The organism is Marinomonas dokdonensis (assembly GCF_052747885.1).
This window is the reverse complement of sequence record NZ_JBRAND010000003.1, coordinates 109,810-126,825: the sequence shown is the minus strand read 5'-3', so window position 1 is coordinate 126,825 and position 17,016 is coordinate 109,810. Positions and strand designations below refer to the sequence as shown.

At 46.9% G+C, this 17,016-nt stretch carries 13 protein-coding genes; 7 read left to right on the top strand and 6 right to left on the bottom strand.

All coding sequences use genetic code 11. The features are described from left to right. The first annotated feature begins 193 nt into the window (after positions 1-193). Entirely contained in the window at positions 194-1,306 is a 1,113-nt protein-coding gene (locus tag ACUM5Y_RS08340; protein ID WP_445976415.1) for a TRAP transporter substrate-binding protein, read from the top strand. A 65-nt stretch (positions 1,307-1,371) separates the two neighbouring features. Here ACUM5Y_RS08340 and ACUM5Y_RS08335 read toward each other — a convergent pair whose 3' ends face one another. The 6 genes from ACUM5Y_RS08335 to ACUM5Y_RS08310 all read right to left on the bottom strand — a co-directional run bounded on the left by ACUM5Y_RS08335 (position 1,372) and on the right by ACUM5Y_RS08310 (position 9,357). Beyond that, positions 1,372-2,055, bottom strand: coding sequence for a 1-pyrroline-5-carboxylate dehydrogenase (locus ACUM5Y_RS08335; RefSeq protein ID WP_445976414.1), 684 nt, complete (start codon positions 2,053-2,055; stop codon positions 1,372-1,374). 30 nt (positions 2,056-2,085) lie between these two features. Beyond that, a complete protein-coding gene (gene putA, locus ACUM5Y_RS08330; RefSeq protein WP_445976413.1) occupies positions 2,086-5,208 on the bottom strand; it encodes a bifunctional proline dehydrogenase/L-glutamate gamma-semialdehyde dehydrogenase PutA in 3,123 nt (1,040 codons plus the stop codon). 291 nt (positions 5,209-5,499) lie between these two features. Next, positions 5,500-6,273: an AraC family transcriptional regulator gene (locus ACUM5Y_RS08325; protein WP_445976412.1), complete on the bottom strand. Its 774-nt coding sequence runs from the start codon at positions 6,271-6,273 to the stop codon at positions 5,500-5,502. 174 nt (positions 6,274-6,447) lie between these two features. Continuing rightward, positions 6,448-7,410 (bottom strand): NADPH:quinone reductase, encoded by a 963-nt coding sequence (locus tag ACUM5Y_RS08320; protein ID WP_445976411.1) that lies wholly within the window; start codon positions 7,408-7,410, stop codon positions 6,448-6,450. 37 nt (positions 7,411-7,447) lie between these two features. Next, the gene (locus ACUM5Y_RS08315) at positions 7,448-8,836 is read right to left on the bottom strand and encodes a TRAP transporter large permease (protein ID WP_445976410.1); all 1,389 of its coding nucleotides are present in this window, start codon (positions 8,834-8,836) and stop codon (positions 7,448-7,450) included. Positions 8,837-8,838: 2 nt separating this feature from the next. Continuing rightward, complete coding sequence (locus ACUM5Y_RS08310; RefSeq protein ID WP_445976409.1) at positions 8,839-9,357, bottom strand: TRAP transporter small permease subunit; 519 nt, start codon at positions 9,355-9,357, stop codon at positions 8,839-8,841. 338 nt (positions 9,358-9,695) lie between these two features. Between ACUM5Y_RS08310 and ACUM5Y_RS08305 the strand changes: the two genes are divergently transcribed. From ACUM5Y_RS08305 to msrC, 6 genes are all read left to right on the top strand, one after another. After that, positions 9,696-10,664 carry a PstS family phosphate ABC transporter substrate-binding protein gene (locus ACUM5Y_RS08305; RefSeq protein ID WP_445976408.1) on the top strand — a complete coding sequence of 323 codons (969 nt, stop codon included), beginning with the start codon at positions 9,696-9,698 and terminating at the stop codon, positions 10,662-10,664. Positions 10,665-10,776: 112 nt separating this feature from the next. Beyond that, the gene (locus ACUM5Y_RS08300) at positions 10,777-13,035 is read left to right on the top strand and encodes an ABC transporter permease subunit (protein WP_445976407.1); all 2,259 of its coding nucleotides are present in this window, start codon (positions 10,777-10,779) and stop codon (positions 13,033-13,035) included. Beyond that, the gene (gene pstA, locus ACUM5Y_RS08295; RefSeq protein WP_445976406.1) at positions 13,035-14,750 is read left to right on the top strand and encodes a phosphate ABC transporter permease PstA; all 1,716 of its coding nucleotides are present in this window, start codon (positions 13,035-13,037) and stop codon (positions 14,748-14,750) included. Before ACUM5Y_RS08300 ends, pstA begins: the two co-directional genes overlap by 1 nt. Before the next feature lie 17 nt (positions 14,751-14,767). Then, entirely contained in the window at positions 14,768-15,598 is an 831-nt protein-coding gene (gene pstB, locus ACUM5Y_RS08290) for a phosphate ABC transporter ATP-binding protein PstB (RefSeq protein WP_445976405.1), read from the top strand. Between the two features lie 15 nt (positions 15,599-15,613). Beyond that, on the top strand, positions 15,614-16,324 hold the full coding sequence (gene phoU, locus ACUM5Y_RS08285; RefSeq protein WP_445976404.1) for a phosphate signaling complex protein PhoU: 711 nt from the start codon (positions 15,614-15,616) through the stop codon (positions 16,322-16,324). Positions 16,325-16,497: 173 nt separating this feature from the next. Continuing rightward, entirely contained in the window at positions 16,498-16,998 is a 501-nt protein-coding gene (gene msrC, locus ACUM5Y_RS08280) for a free L-methionine (R)-S-oxide reductase MsrC (RefSeq protein WP_445976403.1), read from the top strand. Positions 16,999-17,016: the final 18 nt, after the last annotated feature.

Below are 17,016 nucleotides of genomic sequence, written 5' to 3'. Positions count from 1 at the left end.
TGGATTGCTCGAAAAGTAAAAATAACGCTTGAGGGAAATCCCGACACTTCATACTATCTAGACCACTTAGTGCAAAAAATGTGTACATAAGGCCAGTTTAGGAAGGTTTACTCATTAAACTAGCCAAAAATCGCCATTTGTTATCAAACTAGGTTTTATAAAAATAACCAAAATAATCTTAGAGAGGTTTTAAATGCAAACCGTAAAAACATGGAGCAAGCTGGCTTTGGTCAGTTTAACGGCAGCGACGTTAGTGGCTTGTGGTGGTTCGGAAGAAGCCAAAGAAACAGCCCAGGTAGAGAAAAAAGCAGAAGTCATTAACTGGAAAATGGTCACCACTTGGCCAAAGAACTTTCCGGGTTTGGGGACTGGAGCTGAAAATCTAGCGAAGAACATCACGGATATGTCCAATGGCCGCTTGAACATTAAAGTGTATGCGGCGGGTGAGCTTGTACCACCGTTGGAAGTATTTGATGCGGTTTCTCGTGGTACGGCGGAAATCGGCCACAGTGCAGCCTATTACTGGAAGGGTAAAGCCCCTGCAGCCCAGTTTTTCACTGCGGTACCTTTTGGTTTAACCGCGCAAGAAATCAATTCATGGATTCACCACGGTGGCGGTTTAAAACTGTGGGAAGAAATCTACGAACCATTTAACTTGATCCCTATGGTAGCAGGTAACACCGGCGTACAAATGGGCGGTTGGTTCAATAAAGAAATTAACTCCCTAGAAGACTTCCAAGGCTTAAAAATGCGTATGCCTGGTCTGGGTGGCGAAGTGCTGAAAAAAGTGGGTGGCACGCCTGTTAACTTGCCTGGTGGCGAAATCTTTACCGCACTTCAGTCTGGTACCATTGATGCCACTGAATGGGTTGGTCCCTACAATGACTTAGCTTTTGGTTTATACAAAGCGGCGAAGTTCTACTACTCTCCGGGCTGGCATGAGCCAGGTTCTGCCATGGAAGCTATCTTCAATAAAGATGCTTTCGAAGCCTTGCCAACGGACTTGCAGTTGATTGTACGTGCTGCGGTTCGCCAGTCTAATGCAGACATGTTGGATGAGTTCACAGCGCTGAACAATGCCGCACTACAAACCCTGTTAAATGAGCATAAAGTTGAGCTAAAAACCTTCCCGAAAGATGTGTTAGCTGCTCTGAAAGTCGCAGCGGATGAAACCCTAGAAGAAGTGGCAGCGGCAGATCCAATGAGCCGCAAAGTCTATGAATCTTTTAAAGACTTCCGCAGCAAAGTAAGTGCTTGGCACGAAGTGTCAGAGCGTGCTTACATCAATGCCCGTGATGAAAACTAAAACTAGCGTTTAGTTTCGCCATAAAAAACCCCAGCCTAGGCTGGGGTTTTGCTTAACTGCAGGGGTTAATCGTCCATGCTACCAAGTTCTAACAGGGTGGCGTTACCACCGATCGCTGTGGTGTTGTTAGAAATCGTGCGTTCTGTGACAAAGCGCAAAATATAGTGAGGCTTGCTAATAGTACTTAGTGTCTCAACATCTGTTTCTTCAACTAGCTGGCAAATCAAACCGCTTTTAGCCACCAAGCGTTTATCTAGCTGCTTAGCTTGTTCTGTGTCACATAACACAGCCACACCCGCTAGGTGCTCCGCTTCGATGATGGCATCTTGAGCGCTCTCTGCAATATTCTGCACTATGCCTTGTGGTAATGATGGGCAGATTTTATCCATGATTTGCTGACCTACTAGGCCAACCGTGATCACTGGGTTGCCGGCAATTAAGGCCGCAAAAATCTGTCCAACTAAGCCCACATTCGCCACTTCTGTGTCCACTAAAGAAGCGCATAAAAACACTCCTCTACCTTGGCAGGAAAGCTCGTTGCGTTCACCTGTTGGGCCAGGCATAACAAGGGTTTCAGAAATATTTTTTTGTGCATTCTGAATCTGCCATTGAGCCATTTTTTGCTGTGTTTCAGTAAGTTGTCCTAACGCCGCAGTCAATTTTTGCTCACGCCCTGAAAAGCCGAGTTTATCCCACGCTTCAAAGGATTTTTGTGCCACTTGAATTTGAACAGGCTGTACCATTGTCATAGTCTTTTCTCCTATCGATTCGCTATAAAGTTAAAGAGTCTTTTCTATAGCGAAACGCTGTAGATAATGTGGACCACCCGCTTTAGGACCTGTGCCCGAAAGCCCCTGACCGCCGAAAGGCTGAACGCCGACAACAGCCCCTACCTGATCACGGTTAATGTACAGGTTACCGACACGAGCTCGGCTCGCAATGCGTGCGCAAGTGGTTTCGTTACGGCTATGAACACCCATGGTCAAACCAAAACCAGAGTTGTTGATGGTATCTATGATCTTGTCTAGCTCACGGGCTTTGTAGCGCACCACGTGTAGGATAGGGCCAAACTTCTCTTCAGTGAGTAGGTCAATGCTTGGGATCTCAAAAGCGCTTGGCGCCACAAAGGTGCCTTGCTCTGCAAACTCAGGCAGTGCTGCTTGAGCGATCAACTTGCCTTCTACTTTCATGCGCTCAATGTGTTCTAGCAGCATGGTTTGTGCTTTGTGATCAATGACAGGTCCGACGTCTGTACTGTGTTGGTAAGGAAGACCAACCGTTTGCTCTTGCATAGCACCCTTGATCATTGGAATCACGCGGTCGGCAATGTCTTCTTGAACAAACATCACGCGCAGTGCGGAACAACGCTGACCCGCTGAAGCAAAGGCTGAACGTACCGCATCACGAACCACTTGTTCTGGCAGTGAAGTGGAGTCAATGATCATTGCATTTTGTCCGCCAGTCTCAGCAATGACGGGCACTGGAGCCACATCACGAGCAGCAAGCGTACGGTTGATTAGCTGCGCTGTGCCCGTAGAACCCGTGAAGGCTAAACCGGCAATACGCTTGTCGTTGGTGAGCGGTGCACCAACACTGGCGCCGTCCCCAGGCAATAGGTGCAACACATCACCCGGTACACCGGCTTGATGCAGTAACTCAATGGCACGGAAAGCAATTAGGCTGGTTTGCTCAGCAGGTTTTGCAACTACGGTATTACCGACCACAAGGGCGGCAACCACCTGACCGGTAAAGATGGCCAATGGGAAGTTCCATGGGCTGATACAAGTAAACACACCGCGACCTTCCAGCTTAGCTTGGCGCTGTTGGCCCATAAAGTCTGTATATTGAGTTGGCGATGCGAAGTGACTACGGGCTTGCTGTGCGTAGTAGCGACAGAAATCTACCGCTTCACGTACTTCATCAATGCTATCTTGGATGGTTTTACCCGCCTCACGGTGGCAAAGTGCCATCAATTCCGCGTAGTTTTCTTCCATCAAATCGGCCATGCGATCTAGGCAATCTGCGCGCTCGCTAGCAGGCTTGCTAGACCACGCAGGAAAAGCCGCTTGGGCGAGGTCGATCGCCTTAGCAACGGTGGTGGTATCGGCCCAATCGACTTGGCCAGCTGTTTCCTTGTGGTTGTAAGCACTAACCACAGGCTTAGTATTGTTAGTGGCGATGTTTTGGCCACCGACGATAGGGAAAGCGCGCCATTGGGTATCTTGCCCCATGAAGGTATCAATCTGCGCTTTAAACGGCGTCCAGTCTGAATCGATCTCGATATTAGGGCCGAAAGAGTTTTTACGATCGTCGAACAACTCATGAGGCAATTTAATATGCGGATTGGCCAGCGAATTACGGCGCTCTAGCGTTGTCACAGGGTGTTCTACTAGGTCTGCTACTGGGCAACGAGCGTCGATTAAACGGTGAACAAACGAGCTGTTGGCGCCGTTTTCTAATAAGCGACGAACCAAGTAAGGAAGCAGGTCTTTGTGGCTACCAACGGGCGCGTAAATACGCACACAGATGTTGCTGTCTTTGATCAAGCTGTTGTACAGAGCGTCACCCATGCCGTGTAGGCGTTGGAATTCATATTCTTCTGTGCTGGCACCTAGTTGCTCGGCAATGCAGGCAATGGTCGCAATGGTGTGAGCGTTATGGCTGGCAAACTGCGGGAAAATATTGCCGCGAGTATGTTCACTCAATAGGAAGTTTGCACAGGCTAGGTAAGAGACATCGGTGGACTCTTTACGGGTGTACACAGGGTAGCCGGTAATACCGCGTTGCTGGCAAAGCTTGATTTCTGAGTCCCAGTAGGCGCCTTTCACAAGGCGCACAGGGATACGATCGCCTTGTTCTTTCGCCAAGGCAGCAAGCCAGGCTAAAACCGGTAGAGCGCGCTTAGAATACGCCTGAACCACAAGCCCGAATAAGCCCCAGCCTTGTACTGCTTCATCACGGTATAGTTTTTCGAATAGGTGTAACGACAGCTCTAGGCGATCCGCTTCTTCGGCATCTATGGTAATGCCCACGTTCAAAGCGCGTGCCTTGCTAATTAGGCCTTTTACGCTTTCGAAAAGCTCGTCCATTACTCGTGCTTCACAACCCACTTCATAGCGCGGGTGTAAAGCGGATAGTTTGATCGAGATGGTTGGGCGATAGCCTTTGCTGTAAGTGTCTTTACCCACAGATTCGACCGCTTGCTCATAGGAGCGAAGGTATTTCTCGGCATCGGCCGCCGTAAGCGCCGCTTCACCTAGCATATCGAAAGAGTAGGTGTAGCCTTTGTCACGGTAGCCTTTACCACGAGACAGGGCTTCTTTAATGTCACGACCTAGTACAAATTGATGACCCATGATCTTCATGGCTTGGTTCATCGCTTTACGAATTACAGGCTCAGAAACACGGTTTACTAGACGATTCACCAGATTGGCAGGTGTGCCATCTTGTTTCTCATCCATGGTGACAATTTTGCCCGTTAGCAGCAGACCCCAAGTGGACGCGTTGACGAAGAAAGAGTCGGAGTTTTTCGCATGGGATGCCCAGTTGGCAACGCTTAGACGGTCTTTAATAAACGCATCAGCGGTTTCTTTATCTGGCACGCGCATCAAGGCTTCGGCCAAACACATCAACAAAATACCTTCTTTGGTATCTAGGCTGTATTCCAGTAGTAAAGCATCGATCATCGACATGCTGTCGTCGTCTTTACGTACTTTCTCAATTAACTGAGTTGCTGCTTGGGTGCAGTTGGTTAGCTCACCATCCGTTGGTTTTGCTAATGGTAAGAGTTCCTTTAACCATTGCTCTTCATCTGCTTTATAAAGAGGGGAAATGAGCTGCCATAATTCATTGAGTGGCCGCTGAATGAAGTTAGGTTGTAATACCTCAATCGCTTTAAACATGGTGGAACTCTCCTATCACCAAGCCAACAGGCTTATATTTAGACCGTAAATTTTTATAGAGCACTCAACATTTTGCTTACTGCATTTGTTATGCCTGATCGCCAAAATGCCATTTGATTTATGGGCACACTTTAGTGATAAAGGATAGAAACTGTCTTTCTAAAAAGTCGGTTTTTTTTATAAGAAAGTCTGATTATTTGCGAAAAACTGACGGCTAAATCGTTTGTGCTCAGGGACGGTTCGTAAAAACGCGCTACGCCCCATTATGGGGAGCATACAGAGGATTGAGAATTAATATTTTGGGTGCTGTTTTTGATAGCGAAGAGGGGTTATGCCTAGGGTTTGTGTAAAGAGATTTGTCATCGCACTTTGGCTTGAAAAACCACACATTTCGGCCACCTGAATGGGAGGGAAGCCATCGCTTAATAGACTTTGTGCTCGCTCAATACGTTTACGGATTAAGTACTGGTGAGGCGTGATACCGGTGCGCTCTTTAAAGCGCTCGTGAAATTGGCTGACACTTAAGAAACAGAAGTTTGCCAGTTGGTCGATATGGACACGACGAGACAGGTTTAGCTCAATAAACTGATCCAGCTTATCAATATCCAATTGATTACCGCGCAAACGTACTTCTTTGTTGTCGATCTGATGACGAATAGAACTTAACAGGGTATTGCCGCAAGCACGCGCCAGCATAGGGTCGTCTGGGTATTGTTCTAGTTCCCCCGACAGCGCCGAAGCAAGGATTTGCAACCTTGGATTAAGCTGGAAGTAGGCAGCACGATCAAAGAGCCTCGAGACAATCTCGTATTCTTGATCGGTAATGCTTTTTTGGGGAGGGATCGGCAAGTTGACGACCATGATGCGATTGTCCCCAAGACCAGCAAACGCATGGCCGTCCGAAGAGGGCACAATGCAGCCTTCACCGGTATGCAGCTGTTTGCTGTTGCCTTGAATGTCGAAGTCCGTATGACCGTCTAATACGACTACCAGCTGGTGGTAATCATGATCATGGGTATCGGCTTCGTCAGGCAGGCTGAAAACATCGGAATCAGATTCTGTCAAAATGATGAACCTATAAGAAAAATAATGTTACTCAGTATAGCGACCTTGGGTCAGCTTGAGTAGCAGCGGAAAAATCATTCTATAAATGATTCCCAGACGAGTAACAGGTGATGATTAGTAAAACAGGTGAGAGCTAGCCGGCAAGGTCGGTCCTTATCCTTACCGGCAAACGCTTTATTCGCTAACTTTAATGACCAAGTTGCCTAGGGCGCCAGATTTTAGAACATCTTCGTGGGCTTGGCCGAGTTCCGTCAAAGCATAGCTGTGACGAACCACTGGTTTTAACACGCCTTTTTCAAACAATGGCAGTAACGCTTTGGCGATACGAGCCAATTCGCTTGGTTGAGCATTGGCAAGGGCAACACCCACGACAGAGGCATCGCGTGCCATTAGGTCTCTTGGGTTGATCTCTACCGTACCACGGTTACCAATCACTGCCACACAGCCACCAAAGGCTAAGGCTTTTAAGTCTTGGTCTAGGTTATGGTTGGCCAACATTTCGATGATCACATCAAAACCTGTCTCCAAGCTTTGGAAAGGCTCTAAGTGAGCGGCATCGTTGTGCATGATGATGGTTTCAACGCCTTGTTTACGCAGCAGCGCGGCACCTGCTTCCGTACCTGAACTGGCGACTACATCCATACCTGCTGCAAGAGCGAGTTGCACGGTTGCAAGGCCAACCGCACCGGTTGCACCATGTACTAAGACTTTATCGCCTGCTTTGGCATTGGCACGGCCAAATAGCGCGCGGTGAGCTGTGGTGTAAGGCACGCCTAAGCAAGCGCCTTCTTCATAAGACAAGGCATCAGCAAGTGGAAAGGTGTGCGTAGTATTACACACGGCAAATTCTGCACTAGAACCCGTCAGGTTGCGGCTAAAGTACACTCGTTGGCCCACCTTGAACTGGGTGACTTGCTCGCCCACTTCCACAATGATGCCTGAACCATCGTTACCAGGCGTATGAGGAAAGTTCGCTTTGTAGTTATTCACTCCAGAACGAATATAGGTATCCACAGGGTTAACACCTGCCGCACCAACTTTAACTAAAAGCTGGTCTGGGCCAAAGCTAGGTGTATCGGTTTCGACTAAAGCTAGATCACTGGCTGGGCCGTAAGCTTGAATTTGCATTGCTTTCATTACGTCATCCTTTTTATATTTCTTAATAGGCTATGCGTTAGTTGGCATACACTTGTTCTGGTAACCAAGTCGCAAGTTGAGGCCATAGGGCTAGCATCAATAATACAAACACTTGGATCAGGATAAAAGGCAGCACCCCTTTGTAAATTTGTTGGGTGGTGACTTCTGGTGGCGCAACGCCACGTAGATAAAACAGAGCAAAGCCAAATGGTGGCGTTAAGAAAGACGTCTGTAAGTTGATCGCCATCATAATACCTAACCAAATCGGGTCTAAGCCCATGGCTAATAATACAGGGGCCACAATTGGTACCACCACGAAGGTGATCTCGATAAAGTCGAGAATGAAGCCTAGGAAGAACATTAGCAGCATGACGACTATCATTGCCCCAACGACACCACCTGGTAATTGTGAGAAGAAGTCGTGAATCAGTTCTTCACCACCAAAACCGCGGAACACCAAGGAAAACAGTGAAGCACCGATAAGGATCATGAACACCATGCAGGTGACTTTTGTGGTGGAGTAAACACTGTCTTTTAGGGTATCTGCATTTAATTTACCACTAAAGAAAGCCAGTAAGGCCGCACCCAGTGCACCAACCCCTGCCGCTTCTGTTGGTGTGGCGATACCGGAAAGAATCGAACCCAGTACGGCAAAAATAAGAATGAGCGGTGGTAACAAGCCCTTAATTAACTGTAGTGCTAGAGGTTCGCTAGAATTGGCGCGCAACTCATCGCGGGGTACAGCGGGTGCTTTGTGGGGCTGAAGCCAAGCAATCACCATCACATAGGCAATGTACAAGGACACCAAAAGTAAGCCAGGGATTAAAGCGCCGACAAAAAGGTCTCCTACAGAAACCGTTTTAGGAGAGAAAACCCCCATTTCCAACTGAGCTTTTTGGAAAGCGTTGGACATGACGTCCCCAAGCAATACCAAGGCAATAGAAGGCGGAATGATTTGCCCTAAGGTACCTGTGGCACAAATAGTCCCCGTTGCTAGAGATGGGTCATAACCGCGGCGCAACATAGTTGGCAACGAGATCATGCCCATGGTCACTACCGTCGCTCCCACGATACCGGTACTGGCCGCCATCAGCATACCAACAAGAATAACTGAAATGCCCAAACCGCCTCGCATGGTGCCAAACAGCATGGCCATGGAGTCGAGTAACTTTTCGGCCAGCTTAGATTTCTCTAGCAAGACGCCCATTAATACGAATAGAGGAACGGCCAGCAGGGTTTCGTTACGGACAATACCGAATAGACGGTTCGGCAGAGCTTCTAAAAAGACACTGTCGAAAGTACCGAAAAGAGAGCCAACTGCCGCAAAAATAAGGGCTGTGCCACCTAGGGAAAAGGCAACCGGATACCCAAAGAGTAAACAGACACAGACGGCGGCGAAGAGCCAAAGAGGAAGAAATTCAACCATGATTAAGTCCTTTTATTGGTGCTAGCTGCCTGAATGACACCCACGTTTTTAATAATATCGGCCAAGCCTTGAATAATGAGGCTGACCATCATGATAGGGATCAATGTTTTCAAAAGATAAATAAAAGGTAGGCCGCCAGGTTCTTGCGAGGTTTCTAGTACACGCCAAGAAGCTTCTACATAGTCAACGCTTAGATAAGTAGTGTATGCCGTGAAAGGTAATAGCAAGAAAAGCCCACCAAGGACATTGACCCAGGCTTTTTTGGTGGTCGAGAACTCACGATAGAAAACATCTACACGCACATGTTCGTCGTCCTTAAAGGTATACGCAGCACCCAGCATGAAAACCATCGCATGTAGGTAAAGTGCAGACTCTTGCAAAGCAATGGAGCCAAAGTTGAAGCCATAACGCAGGACAACCACCAAGCAAGTAATTAACATCATGGCGAGGGTTAACCAAGCCACCAGTTTACCTGTGTAGGTAGAGATAGCATTAGCCGCACAGACTAATTTATTAAACATTACATTTCCCATTATTTATTGATCGATAGCAGCAAAAAAATCGAGGCGTCAGTTTATGGGATAACGCTACGCTTGGGAATATCAGAGGCTTTGGATGGGGCGAAAAAGCGCCATTTTATTGTTGTTAGCGACCAAATGCGCCATTAAGAGGCATAAAACGGCTCAATAAGGCTTTCTTACTTTACCTAAATAGGTGGGGTGGGCCGAAATGAAACATTCCTGTGAAATATTTCATTCTTTAACATAATTGTCACATTTGGCTTTTATAGTGAACGTCATTGAACGAGCTATGGGTGTTTTCCCATAAATATTTGACGATAACCATTGAGGTTTATGAAATGAAAAAACTAGTTGCAGGTCTGGCGATGACAGCCGCAGTAAGCGTTTCTGTTAACGCTGTTGCAGATGTTGATTCAAACTTAATGTCTTACACTAAGGCAAGCGGTGTTTCTGGAAATATCTCTAGCGTAGGTTCTGATACTCTAGCTAACTTGATGACACTATGGGCAGAAGACTTCAAGCGTCTTTACCCTAACGTGAACATTCAAATCCAAGCGGCTGGTTCTTCTACTGCGCCACCAGCTCTAACTGAAGGTACTTCTAACTTCGGTCCTATGTCTCGTACTATGAAAGACAAAGAAATTGCAGCTTTCGAAAAGAAATTTGGCTACAAGCCAACAGCTGTTCCAGTAGCGATCGATGCTCTAGCAGTATTCGTACATAAAGATAACCCAATCAAAGGTTTGTCTCTTCCTGAAGTAGATGCGATCTTCTCTTCTACTCGTAAAGGTGGTCACAGCGAAGACATCACTAACTGGGGTAAAGCTGGTTTGACTGGTGCTTGGGCTAACCGTGACATTCAATTGTTCGGTCGTAACTCAGTATCTGGTACTTACGGTTACTTCAAAGACAACGGCCTTTTCAAAGGTGACTTCAAAAACAGTGTAAACGAGCAACCAGGTTCTGCTTCTGTTGTTCAGTCTGTTTCTACTTCTCTTAACAGTATCGGTTACTCTGGTATCGGTTACAAAACTTCTTCAGTACGTGCCTTGCCACTTGCTAAGAAAGAAGGCGATGCATTTGTAGAAGCGACTCCTGAGAACGCTGCTGCGGGTAAATATCCACTATCTCGCTTCCTTTACGTTTACGTAAACAAAGCACCTAACAAGCCACTTGAGCCGCTACAACGTGAATTCGTTAAAATGGTTCTATCTAAGTTGGGTCAAGAGGTTGTTGTAAAAGACGGTTACGTACCTCTACCAGCGAAAGTTGCTGATAAATACCTTAAGACTCTAGGTATTAACTAAGATCGCTTGGCGATACTGGTGACGTACATTAAAGCAGGATAGCGTAACGCTCTCCTGCTTTTTACTTATCATTCAGTGTCATAAAATTGTCACACAACAAAGATGAATTCGGATGACTAAATCGACTGACCATCAGATGCCAGAGTTGGATTTCAATACCCCAGCTTTAAAGCGTCATCGTAAGTTTCGAGCCCTGAAAGACAAAGCGGCTGGAATGGGCATAGCAGTCGGAGGGAGCAGTGTAATCGTTGCTGTACTTCTGATCTGTTTCTATCTCTTTTATGAAGTAGCGCCATTATTTTCAGGTGCTTCTATAGACCCTAAGGCAAGTTATTCTTTGCCTGCTCAAAGTGAGGGTGAAAGCCTTTATTTAGCTACGGAAGAGCAATCTGAAATTGGTATGCGTGTTGCCAGTAATGGCGCCATCGTATTCTTTTCTATTGAGGACGGTTCTGTCATTGAGACAATCGAGAATGCCCGTACAGAAGAGGTGACAAGCTTCACCGTTGAGTCTGATACGAGCCGCTTACTGGCATTCGGTTATGCAGATGGTAACGTTGTGATCAAACAGCACAGCTACCGTACTACGTACCCAGATGGAAAACGTCAGATTACGCCTTTTGTTGAGTACCCTTATGGTGAAGAAGCCATCAGCGTTGCGGATTTTGCCATTGAGAAATTGGCCATTCGTGATAGTGACGACGGTTTAACGATTGCCGCTTCTGGTGAGTCTCAAACATCGGTGTTGAAAGTCACAAAAGATGTGAACTTTATCACCGAAGAAGTTGAGCTAACCGAACAGCGCGAAGCGATTCCATTCATTGCGGACATCAACAGCTTACTTATCAGTGGTAACCAACGTTCTCTATACGTAGCGACCAACTCAGGTGAATTCAGTGAGTTTGATCTACGGGATTTCGATAACATCACGCTGAAAGATCAAGCCTCTCTAGTGGCTGAAAACTCTCAGTTGGTTTCCATGAATTACCTTGTTGGTAAAACTTCGGTCATGGTATCGGATTCTTCTGGTCGTGTGAGCCAGTGGTTTAACGTTCGTGACGATGCAACCAACGAAGAAAAACTGCACTTCATCCGTGATGTTAAGCAGCCTAATGCGATTGTTGATACGGCCATGGAACAACGCCGTAAAGGCTTTGCAACATTGGACGAAAACGGTTTAGTGGCCATCTACAACGCCACCTCTAAGCGTAAAGTAATCGATGAGCGTTTGAGTGATGAAACAGGGCGTCTAATCAGCTTCTCGCCACGCGCAAATGGCTTGTTGCTAGAAGATTCTAAAGGACTGCATTTTTACCACGTAGATAACGAGCACCCAGAAGTGTCTTGGTCGTCTATCTGGGGTGAAGTCTGGTATGAAAGTTACCCAGAGCCGACTTACACTTGGCAGTCGTCTTCAGCAAGTAACGACTTCGAGCCTAAGTACAGCTTGATGCCTCTAGCCTTTGGTACATTGAAAGCTGCTTTCTACGCCATGTTAATGGCCGTGCCTTTAGCGATTTGTGGTGCGATCTACACCGCTTACTTCATGGCACCTGCCTTGCGCCGTAAGATCAAGCCGGTTATCGAGCTGATGGAAGCCCTACCAACCGTTATCCTAGGTTTCTTGGCAGGTCTGTTCTTTGCACCTTTCCTTGAAGAAAACTTAGCGGCAACCTTCAGTGTGCTGATTGTCCTACCGATAGGAATCGTGGCCTTTGCTTACCTTTGGTCAAGACTACCGACTAACATTCGTTGGTTAGTCCCAGAAGGCTGGCAGCCATTGTTGCTTATCCCTGTGATTATCTTGCTGGCTTGGCTTTGTCTAATCCTTAGCCCAATCATTGAATTGAACTTCTTTGGTGGCAACATTCGTGGCTGGATTACCCATGACCTAGGCATTACTTTCGACCAGCGTAACGCTTTGGTGGTTGGTTTTGCGATGGGCTTCGCGGTTATCCCGACCATCTTCTCGATCACTGAAGATGCCATCTTTAGTGTGCCAAAAGCGTTAACGCAAGGCTCTTTGGCTTTGGGTGCCACTTACTGGCAAACCATGACTCGCGTTGTTTTACCAACAGCGAGCCCAGGTATCTTCTCTGCGGTAATGATAGGTATGGGTCGTGCGGTAGGTGAAACCATGATCGTACTGATGGCGACAGGTAATACGCCAATTATGGACTTCAATATCTTTGAAGGTATGCGTACATTAGCCGCCAACCTTGCGGTGGAAGTACCTGAATCCGAAGTGGGAAGTTCACATTATCGTATTCTGTTCTTGGCAGCGTTTGTTCTGTTCATCTTCACTTTTGTAGTGAATACGATCGCTGAAACCGTGCGTCAGCACCTACGCAAAAAATACGGGTCATTGTAATGAGTAGCGAAATGAAAATGGAAAAACAGTCCGTATCTCAATGGGTGAAATCTGGTGATCCATGGGTGTGGCTAAATGCAGGTGCTGTGGCGATTTCGGTCATCATGGTAGTCGGTTTATTACTTTTGATTGCTGTCAGAGGCTTGGGTCATTTTTGGCCAGCGGATGTGATGCAAGCGACTTATTCATTGCCTGGTGAGAAGTCTTACACCATTGCGGCAGAACGTGTTGAGAGCGTAGAAGTAACGGCTGCTCAATTACGTGAAGCCGGTGTAAACCTTCCTGAAGGTGGCGATCCTTTACTTAAGCGTACGCTGCTTAAAATGGGTAACCGCGATGTTTACGGTGCAGACTTTGGTTGGGTATTGGACAAATACCTAAGCGATATCCAAACACCGGAAATGTTGTTTGCAGCAGAGCGTCACGAATGGGGCAACCTATACGGTTACCTAATGTCGGTGAAAGAAGATGGTCAGGTGGTTGCTGAAACCTCGGATTTAACGCCGACGGATTCTGCTTTAGCGACTTGGGCAACTTTCGAGAAAAGCATCGAACGTGCGGCAGTGATTCATGAAGAAATTAAAGACATTGAGAAAGGTGACATTGGTAAAATTAACCATGCCCTTGAGCGTATTCGTCTTAAGCAACGTCGCTATGAACTGAACGGTGAATTAACACCAGCAGTTGAAGCAGACCTTGCAGCAGAGCGTTCTCAATACGATGAAGAGTATAAAGGCTTGCAAGCGAACCTTGCTGCCCTATACCAGCAGATCAATCGCGATTCCTTCACGGTTCGAGTGATGGACGGTACGGTACATGAAATCCAAGTATCTAAAGTTGTTCATGCTTTCCGTCCGAATGCGATGGGTGTGTTTGAGAAGCTAGCCTTCTACTTCAATAAAGTATGGGAGTTCCTAACGGACGAACCTCGTGAAGCCAACACCGAAGGTGGTGTTTTCCCTGCGATTTTCGGTACTGTGATGATGGTACTCTTGATGACAGTATTGGTGACGCCTTTTGGTGTAGTCGCGGCGGTTTACCTTCGTGAATACGCAACCCAAGGTGTGGTCACTCGTGTTATCCGTATCGCGGTAAACAACCTAGCGGGTGTACCTTCTATCGTATATGGTGTATTTGGTTTAGGTTTCTTTATCTACTTCCTAGGTTCAGGCATTGACCAAGCCTTCTTCCCAGAAGCTCTACCTTCACCAACCTTTGGTACCGGTGGCTTGATGTGGGCATCGATTACCTTGGCGCTATTGACTGTGCCTGTGGTGATCGTTGCGACGGAAGAGGGTTTGTCTCGTATTCCTCGTAACGTACGTGAAGGCAGCTTGGCATTGGGCGCAACCAAAGCAGAAACCCTATGGCGCGTAGTGTTACCAATGGCCAGCCCAGCGATCATGACAGGGGTTATCTTGGCGGTGGCTCGTGCCGCGGGTGAGGTAGCACCATTGATGCTGGTGGGTGTTGTGAAACTAGCACCAACCTTGCCGCTAGATGGCAACTACCCATTCATTCACCTAGATCAGAAGTTTATGCACTTAGGCTTCCATATCTATGATGTGGGTTTCCAAAGCCCGAACGTGGAAGCAGCGCGACCACTTGTTTATGCAACAGCGTTATTACTTGTGATGGTTATTGCACTACTGAATTTCTCAGCAGTAACGATTCGAAATCACCTACGTGAAAAATACAAATCGCTAGAAATGTAAGCGGAGAAGAAAAGATTATGAGCGAAGCAAAAACACACTCAATTGATATTTCAGCGATGCAGCGTAGCCAGCAAGCTTTGCGCATCGAAGACGAAACCGTTTGCCTTTCTGTTAAAGATTTGCATCTTTACTACGGGGAAAAAGAAGCGCTTAAAGGCGTGGATATGATCATCCCTGAGAAGAAGGTAACGGCTTTCATCGGTCCTTCTGGTTGTGGTAAATCAACGCTGTTGCGTTGTTTCAACCGCATGAATGACTTGGTTGATAGCTGCCGTATTACCGGTGAGATCAACCTGCATGACAGCAATATTTATGAAAAAGGCACGGACGTAGCAGAATTGCGTCGTCGTGTTGGTATGGTGTTCCAAAAGCCAAACCCATTCCCGAAAAGCATTTATGAAAACGTGGCTTATGGCTTGCGTATTCAAGGCATTAACCAAAAGCGTGTGATCGACGAAACTGTTGAATGGGCATTGCGCTCAGCCGCTTTGTGGGACGAAGTGAAAGACCGTCTACACGAAAGTGCTTTGGGAATGTCTGGTGGTCAGCAACAACGTTTGGTTATTGCTCGCACGGTAGCGGTAAAGCCTGAAGTTTTATTGTTGGATGAGCCTGCGTCTGCCTTGGACCCAATTTCAACATTGAAGATTGAAGAGCTGATCCATGAGCTGAAAAATGATTTCACCATCGCTATTGTAACCCACAACATGCAACAAGCGGCGCGTGTATCTGATTACACAGCCTTCATGTACATGGGTGATCTGATTGAATTTGGCGACACGAACACCTTGTTCACGAATCCAAGTAAACAGCAAACTGAAGATTACATTACAGGTCGCTACGGCTAGGTTGAGGGAAGCACAATGAAAGAATTAACTACGGACCATATCTCCCAGCAGTTCAATAACGAACTAGAAGCGCTTCGTCAGCACTTCTTAACCATGGGTGGTGTTGTTGAAAACCAAGTACAAGATGCCATTCAAGCCTTGCTTGATAACAATGGTAGTTTGGCGGAGCAGGTAACAGAGCAAGACGCTATGGTGAATCAGCTGGATGGCTTGATCGATGATGAGTGTAACCGCATCCTAGCCATTCGCCAGCCAGCCGCGTCTGATCTACGTATGATAGTGTCGATCAGTAAAGCGGTAGGTGAATTGGAGCGTATGGGTGACGAAGCGAAGAAAATTGCTCGTTTAACGCTTAATTTAGTGGATGAAGGCGAATCTCCAAGAGGCTATGTGGAAATTAACCGCATTGGCGAAATGGTTTCTCGTATGATCCATGAAACCCTTGACGCTTATGCTCGTCTAGACATAGATGCAGCGATCAAAGTAGCGAAGCGCGACCGTAACGTTGACCTTGAATACAATGCGGCCATGCGTTCCTTGATGACTTACATGATGGAAGACCCTCGCAGTATTTCCCGTATCATGAACGTGATCTGGGTATTGCGTTCTCTGGAAAGAATTGGTGATCATGCTCGTCATACTTGCCAGCATTTGATCTTCATGGTGAAAGGTGTGAACGTTCGCCACGTACCGCTTGGCGACTTAGCGGAAAAAGTTTCTAAGTAAGCTTTACGCTTTCGCATCAAGCAAGACAACAAGCCACTTATCCATGCTATGGGTAAGTGGTTTTTTTGTGCTTGGGACTTTCTTGTTTTTTCCTTGCTTAAGATAAGGATTCCATTGGCGTCTGCCTAGGCTTTGTTTATGATCTGTTTTTTTATTTTAGGAACAGGGCGGTTATGTTTTCACTGAGCGCAAACAGCGACATTCCAACAGAAGAGTTTTATCAGCAACTTGATGAGCAGCTAGCTGGCTTGTTAAGTGGTGAGCGAGATCTTATCTGTAATGCAGCGCAATTTTCAGCGTTTCTTATGCAATTGGTGCCGGACCTAAATTGGTCAGGATTTTACTTTAGCCGCGGTAATGAACTGGTGCTTGGGCCTTTTGTCGGCAAAGTCGCTTGTACTCGTATACCTTTTGGTCGTGGTGTTTGTGGGCAAGCAGCACAGACTCAGCAAGTACAGCGTATTGATGATGTACATGCCTTTGATGGACACATTGCCTGTGATGCTCAATCTGCCGCAGAGTTAGTGATTCCCTTGATGGTCGAAGGTGAACTGGTGGGAGTTGTCGATTTAGACAGCCCTGTTGCTGGACGCTTCTCTGCAGATGATGAAGCGGGCATTGAGCGCCTTGTAGATACTTTTATCAAAGCAACGGACTTTAGCTGGCAGCGTTAATGCTTGCTCGATAGCCTA

Excerpts from the sequence above, each read along its gene's own strand:
- ACUM5Y_RS08340 (WP_445976415.1), top strand. The coding sequence starts at position 194 with ATGCAAACCGTAAAAACATGGAGCAAGCTGGCTTTGGTCAGTTTAACG.
- ACUM5Y_RS08335 (WP_445976414.1), bottom strand. The coding sequence starts at position 2,055 with ATGACAATGGTACAGCCTGTTCAAATTCAAGTGGCACAAAAATCCTTT.
- putA (WP_445976413.1), bottom strand. The coding sequence starts at position 5,208 with ATGTTTAAAGCGATTGAGGTATTACAACCTAACTTCATTCAGCGGCCA.
- ACUM5Y_RS08320 (WP_445976411.1), bottom strand. The coding sequence starts at position 7,410 with ATGAAAGCAATGCAAATTCAAGCTTACGGCCCAGCCAGTGATCTAGCT.
- ACUM5Y_RS08315 (WP_445976410.1), bottom strand. The coding sequence starts at position 8,836 with ATGGTTGAATTTCTTCCTCTTTGGCTCTTCGCCGCCGTCTGTGTCTGT.
- ACUM5Y_RS08310 (WP_445976409.1), bottom strand. The coding sequence starts at position 9,357 with ATGTTTAATAAATTAGTCTGTGCGGCTAATGCTATCTCTACCTACACA.
- ACUM5Y_RS08305 (WP_445976408.1), top strand. The coding sequence starts at position 9,696 with ATGAAAAAACTAGTTGCAGGTCTGGCGATGACAGCCGCAGTAAGCGTT.
- ACUM5Y_RS08300 (WP_445976407.1), top strand. The coding sequence starts at position 10,777 with ATGACTAAATCGACTGACCATCAGATGCCAGAGTTGGATTTCAATACC.
- pstA (WP_445976406.1), top strand. The coding sequence starts at position 13,035 with ATGAGTAGCGAAATGAAAATGGAAAAACAGTCCGTATCTCAATGGGTG.
- pstB (WP_445976405.1), top strand. The coding sequence starts at position 14,768 with ATGAGCGAAGCAAAAACACACTCAATTGATATTTCAGCGATGCAGCGT.
- phoU (WP_445976404.1), top strand. The coding sequence starts at position 15,614 with ATGAAAGAATTAACTACGGACCATATCTCCCAGCAGTTCAATAACGAA.
- msrC (WP_445976403.1), top strand. The coding sequence starts at position 16,498 with ATGTTTTCACTGAGCGCAAACAGCGACATTCCAACAGAAGAGTTTTAT.